This is a genomic window from Nevskiales bacterium, assembly GCA_035574475.1.
Classification (GTDB): Bacteria; Pseudomonadota; Gammaproteobacteria; order Nevskiales; family DATLYR01; genus DATLYR01.
Genome location: DATLYR010000027.1, coordinates 1 through 5,099, shown reverse-complemented (window position 1 = coordinate 5,099; position 5,099 = coordinate 1). Strand labels below are relative to the sequence as shown.

The window sequence follows — 5,099 nt, the reverse complement described above, 5'->3', positions numbered from 1 at the left end:
CGGCGAAGGTGTCCTCGCTGCCGGCCACGGCTTCTGCCAGCGCGACGGTCGCGTCGTTGCCGGATTGCACGATCATGCCGCGCAGCAGGTCCTCGATGCGCACCTGGCTGCCGACATTGACGAACATGCGTGAGCCGCCGGTACGCCAGGCCTTCTCGCTGATGGTCGCGGTATCGTTCAGTTTGAGGTTGCCGCTCTTCAGCTCGCTGAACACGATGTAGGCGGTCATCAGTTTGGTGATGCTGGCCGGCTCGACGCGCGCCTCCGGTGCCTGACCCGCCAGCAGCTGGCCGCTGTGGAAATCCATCAGTACGAAACTGCGCCCCTTGAAGTGCGGCGGCTCGGGCAGCGGGATGCTGCTGGCAGAGGCGAAACCCGCGGACAGCATCAGACAGCAGGACAGCAACAGGCGGAATGGGCTGGGCATCGGAAACACTCGCTCAAGTCGTGCGGATACGTCGTGCGCGCCCGGTGCGGCGTTTCTCAGGCGCGAACCCGGGCGGCGTCATTCTAGCCCCGGCCCCCCGGGGCTGACTATTCTTTTTCCACGCGGAGCGCGCGGATGCCCATGGCCTGCAGGCGCTCGCGGTCCCGCTCGAGTGCCGGCAGGTCGGCATAGGGGCCCAGGCGCACCTTGAGCAGACCGTGCAGCGGGTAGGCGGTGGCGTTGGCGAAGCCGGCGCGGCGCAGGCGCTCGACCAGTGCGTCCGCATGCCGCGCCTCGGAGAAGGCGCCGGCCTGCAGGTAGTCGCCGGCGGGCAGAGGCGCTGTGACCGGCAGAGGCGGGCCGGCGGCTGCGGCCATCGTTTCGTCAGACAGTGGCTCGACCACCGGCGCAGGTGCGATTTCGACTCGCCGCTGCGCAACCACGGGGATTTCGTCCGGTGCCAGCGCGTCGCCTTCGCCAGCCACGGACGGTGACGTTGCGAGTGGCGGAGCGGGTGCAGTAACGGCAGGTGCCGGACGGGGTGGTGGCGCAGCGTTGTCCATGCTGGCCGCGGCCAGTACCGGATCCACCGCCGTGACTTCGACCTCGGCAGTGCCGTCGCGCACGATGCCCAGTTCGGTGGCTGCGGCGAAGGACAGGTCGATGATGCGGTCGTCATGGAAAGGGCCGCGATCGTTCACGCGCACGATCACTTCGCGGCGGTTCTGCAGGTTGGTCACGCGCACGTAGCTGGGCAGCGGCAGCGTGCGGTGTGCCGCCGTCATGGCGTGCATGTTGTAGGGCTCGCCGCTGGAGGTGCGCTTGCCGTGGAAGTCCTCGCCATACCAGGACGCCAGACCGCGCTCACGATAGCCACGTGCCGTGTCCAGCACGCGATAAGTCTTGCCGTCGACCTCGTAGGATTCCGGGTTGCCGTATTTGCTGCGCGGTGCGTCGTCGCCGGGCGCCACTGGCGCGCGCCGGTAGGGCTCGTCCTTCCGCACGCCCCCCGTGCTACCGCAAGCCGAGAGCGCCGCGGCGGCGAGCACAATGGCCAATGCGGCGGGCCGATGCATGGTTGCTGTGCCTCGCGTGTGCCTCATCCCGCAATGAGCTTGGCCTTGACCGCCTGGCCGAGCTGGAACACGGCCATGGCGTACAGGGGGCTGCGATTGTAAGTGGTGATGACGAAGAAATTCTTCAGCGCGACCCAGTATTCGTCATCGTCGTCACCCTCCAGCTCGAGTATACCGGCCGGTGCGTCGGGCGCGGCCTTGATGTCCGTGCGCACGCCGGCACTGGCGATCTCGCCGAAGCGGTTGAGCGGCTCCAGTCTGCTGAACTCGAAGTCCTCGGCGGCATCGGTATCCCCGCGCACCTGTGCCGCCACCGGCTCGCCGCGCCGCCAGCCGCGGCTGGCAAGATAGTTGGCCACGCTGCCGATCACGTCCGCCGGCTCGTTCCACAGATCACGCCGGCCGTTGCCGTTGAAGTCCACCGCGTAGTGCCGGAAGCTGCTGGGCATGAACTGCGGCAGTCCCATGGCCCCGGCATAGGAGCCCAGCGGACCGGTCGGGTCCACCTTTTCCTCGCGGCACATCAGCAGGTATTGCTCCAGCTCGGAGCGGAAGAAGTCGGCCCGGCGGGGATAGTCGAAGGCCAGGGTCGCCAGCGCGTCGAGTACGCGGAAACTGCCGATGTTGCGCCCATACCAGGTCTCGACCCCGATGATCGCGACGATGATCTCTGCCGGCACGCCGTACTTCTGTTCTGCCGCCTGCAGAATGGCCTGGTGCTGCTGGAGAAACTCGGCACCACGGTCGATACGGTCGTTGGTGATGAAGATGCGGCGGTATTTGTACCACGGCAGCGCCTTTTCGGCGGGCCGCTTCATGGCCTCGAGCACCCGCTCCTGCGGCTCGGCCTCGTTCAGGATCCGGCGCACCTCCTCGACGGCGAACCCGTGCCGGCTGACCATGTGTTGAATGAAGTCGGCTGCATGGTCGTGGTCGGCATAGCTGGCGCGTGCGGCGCCGCTGTCGAGCGCCAGCACGGACAGAAACAGGGCGATGAAGACTCGCATGGGCATTCCTGATGGCAACCTGACTAGGACGATATCAGCTTTCGGTGCGTATGGATGGACATCAGAATGCCAAAACTCGCGAGCATGATCACCAGCGAGGTCCCGCCGAAGCTCACCATGGGCAGGGGCACGCCGACCACGGGCAGGATGCCTGCGACCATCCCCATGTTGATGAAAACGTACAGGAAGAAGGTGAAGCTTAAGCCCCCGGCGACCAGGCGCTGGAACATGTCCTGGCCGCGTAGTGCGATATACAGGCCGCGCAGCACGATGCCGCAGTACAGCGCCAGCAGCAGCAGTACCCCGAGCAGTCCCATCTCCTCGGCATAGACCGCGAAGATGAAGTCGGTATGGCTTTCCGGCAGGAAATCCAGCTTGGCCTGGCTGGAGTTCATCCAGCCCTTGCCCAACAGTCCGCCCGAGCCGATGGCGATCTTGGACTGGGTAATGTGGTAACCGGCGCCGGAGGGATCGCGCTCCGGGTCGAGGAAGGTCAGCACGCGCTGCTGCTGGTAGTCATGGAGATTGGCCCACAGCAGAGGGGCCAGCGCCAGCAGCGTCAGCCCCAGCAGGATGATGAAACGCCAGCGCAAGCCGGCCACGAACAGCACGAAGCCGCCCGCAGCCGCGATCAGCAGCGCCGTGCCCAGGTCGGGCTGGTCGGCGACCAGCCCGACCGGCACCAGGATCAGCAGGCCCACCAGCGCGATGTCCATCCAGCGCGGCGGCAACGGCCGCAGATGCAGGTAGGCGGCGATCGTCATCGGCACGGCCAGTTTCATGATCTCCGACGGCTGGAAACGCAGTACACCAAGGTCCAGCCAGCGCTGCGCGCCCTTGGCGGTATCGCCCAGCAGCAGGACCAGCACCAGCAGTACGCTGCCGATGACATAGAAGAAAGGCGCCGCTATCCGGTACCACTCGGGTGGGATCTGGGCAACCACGGCCATGGCGGTGATGCCGATCAGCAGGCGGATGCACTGCCCCAGCACGACGCCGATCTCGTGCCCAGAGGCGCTGTACAGGGTGAACAGGCCGATGCCGCTGACGGCCAGCAGCAACGACAGCAGCGGCAGGTCGATGTGCCAGCGGGCCAGCACTTCGGTGAGGCTGACGCCCTCCGGGTCAGTGCGTTTGTGCGGCGGCTTCTTCATGTGCGGCCTTGGAGTTGTCGGCTGGTGCGGCCGGCTGCAGCAGGTAGGCGTCCATGACCTGGCGCGCCAGCGGCGCGGCGTCCGAGCCGCCGTGGCCGCCATGTTCCACCAGCACGGTCATGGCGATCTGCGGGGCCTCGACCGGGGCGAAGGCCACGAACCAGGCGTGGTCGCGGTGCTCCTTCTTAAGATCCTCGCTCTTGACGTACTGCGACTGGCTCATGCCGACGACCTGGGCGGTGCCGGTCTTGCCGGCGATACGATACTGCACGTCGCGCGCGATGCGCTGCGCCGTGCCGCTGGACGAATGCACCACGTCCACCATGCCCTGGATCACGTCATCCCAGTACTGCGGGTCGCGCAGCCGGATCGGATTCTTGAGCTGCAGTGGGTACGGTGTGCGCTGGCCGCTGATCGGGTCGCGCGTCTCCAGCAGCACATGCGGCCGCGGCGTCATGCCGCGGTTGGCGATCTCGGCGGTGGCGTAGGCCAGCTGCAGTGGCGTGACGTTCATGTAGCCCTGGCCGATGGCCACACTCAGGGTCTCGCCCGCGTACCACTTCTCCCTGAAGTTCTTTTTCTTCCATTCCGACGACGGTACCAAGCCCGGCTTCTCGCCCGGCAGGTCGATGCCGGTCTTCACGCCCAGGCTGAAACGCGTGAGGAAATCGTGGATGCGGTCCACCTTCAGGGCGTTGCCGAGGATGTAGTAATAGACATCGCAGGACTGCACGATTGAATAGCGCATGTCCACCGAGCCATGGCCGCCGCGTTTCCAGTCCCGAAACACGCGGCCGCTGCCGGGCAGCGAGTAGCCGCCGCGGCAGGCGATGTGGTCATGCGCGCGGATCTCGCCGTACTCGAGCCCGGCCAGCGCCATGAAGGGTTTGACCGTCGAGCCGGGCGGGAAAGTGCCTTGGAGTGCGCGGTTGAGCATCGGCCGGTGCGGGTCGGTGGTCAGGCGGCGGTAGCTCTCGTGGTCGATACCTTCGACGAACAGGCTGGGATCGAAGCTGGGTTCGCTGACCAGCGCCAGCACACCGCCGGTCTTGGGGTCGATGGCGACGATCGCGCCTTCCTTGCCGGCCAGCGCCGCGCGCGCCGCCTGCTGCACGCGCGCGTCCACCGTCAGGTAGAGGTTCTGACCATCCTTGGGTGGCTGGTATTCGATTTGACGCAGCAGCCGCCCGGCGGCGTTGGCCTCGGTCACTTTGTAGCCGGGATGTCCGTGCAGCACCGGTTCGTAGCTGCGTTCGACGCCGGTCTTGCCGATGTAATTCATGCCGCGGTAGCGGCGCGGGTCCAGCTTTTCCAGCTCCTTTTCCGTGATGCCGCCGACATAACCCACCAGATGGGCGGCGGTCTCGCCCAGGGGGTAGTGGCGGGTGAGCGTGGCGACGATGCTGACACCGGGGAAGTTCTGGCGGTTGAGCTC

5 protein-coding genes are annotated in these 5,099 nt (G+C 66.5%); all 5 read right to left on the bottom strand.

Annotation, left to right across the window (positions count from 1 at the left end; translation table 11 throughout):
* Window positions 1-427, bottom strand: a 427-nt coding sequence (locus VNJ47_01695) for a serine hydrolase (GenBank protein HXG27548.1), incomplete at its 3' end; no start/stop codon positions are given.
* A 107-nt stretch (window positions 428-534) separates the two neighbouring features.
* On the bottom strand, window positions 535-1,503 hold the full coding sequence (locus tag VNJ47_01690; protein ID HXG27547.1) for a septal ring lytic transglycosylase RlpA family protein: 969 nt from the start codon (window positions 1,501-1,503) through the stop codon (window positions 535-537).
* 23 nt (window positions 1,504-1,526) lie between these two features.
* Window positions 1,527-2,510, bottom strand: coding sequence for a lytic murein transglycosylase B (mltB, locus tag VNJ47_01685; protein ID HXG27546.1), 984 nt, complete (start codon window positions 2,508-2,510; stop codon window positions 1,527-1,529).
* A gap of 23 nt (window positions 2,511-2,533) precedes the next feature.
* Entirely contained in the window at window positions 2,534-3,664 is a 1,131-nt protein-coding gene (gene rodA, locus VNJ47_01680) for a rod shape-determining protein RodA (GenBank protein HXG27545.1), read from the bottom strand.
* A partial coding sequence (mrdA, locus tag VNJ47_01675; protein HXG27544.1) for a penicillin-binding protein 2 occupies window positions 3,636-5,099 on the bottom strand: 1,464 nt, incomplete at its 5' end. The genes mrdA and rodA, both read right to left, overlap by 29 nt.

Excerpts from the sequence above, each read along its gene's own strand:
- VNJ47_01690 (HXG27547.1), bottom strand. The coding sequence starts at position 1,503 with ATGCATCGGCCCGCCGCATTGGCCATTGTGCTCGCCGCCGCGGCGCTC.
- mltB (HXG27546.1), bottom strand. The coding sequence starts at position 2,510 with ATGCGAGTCTTCATCGCCCTGTTTCTGTCCGTGCTGGCGCTCGACAGC.
- rodA (HXG27545.1), bottom strand. The coding sequence starts at position 3,664 with ATGAAGAAGCCGCCGCACAAACGCACTGACCCGGAGGGCGTCAGCCTC.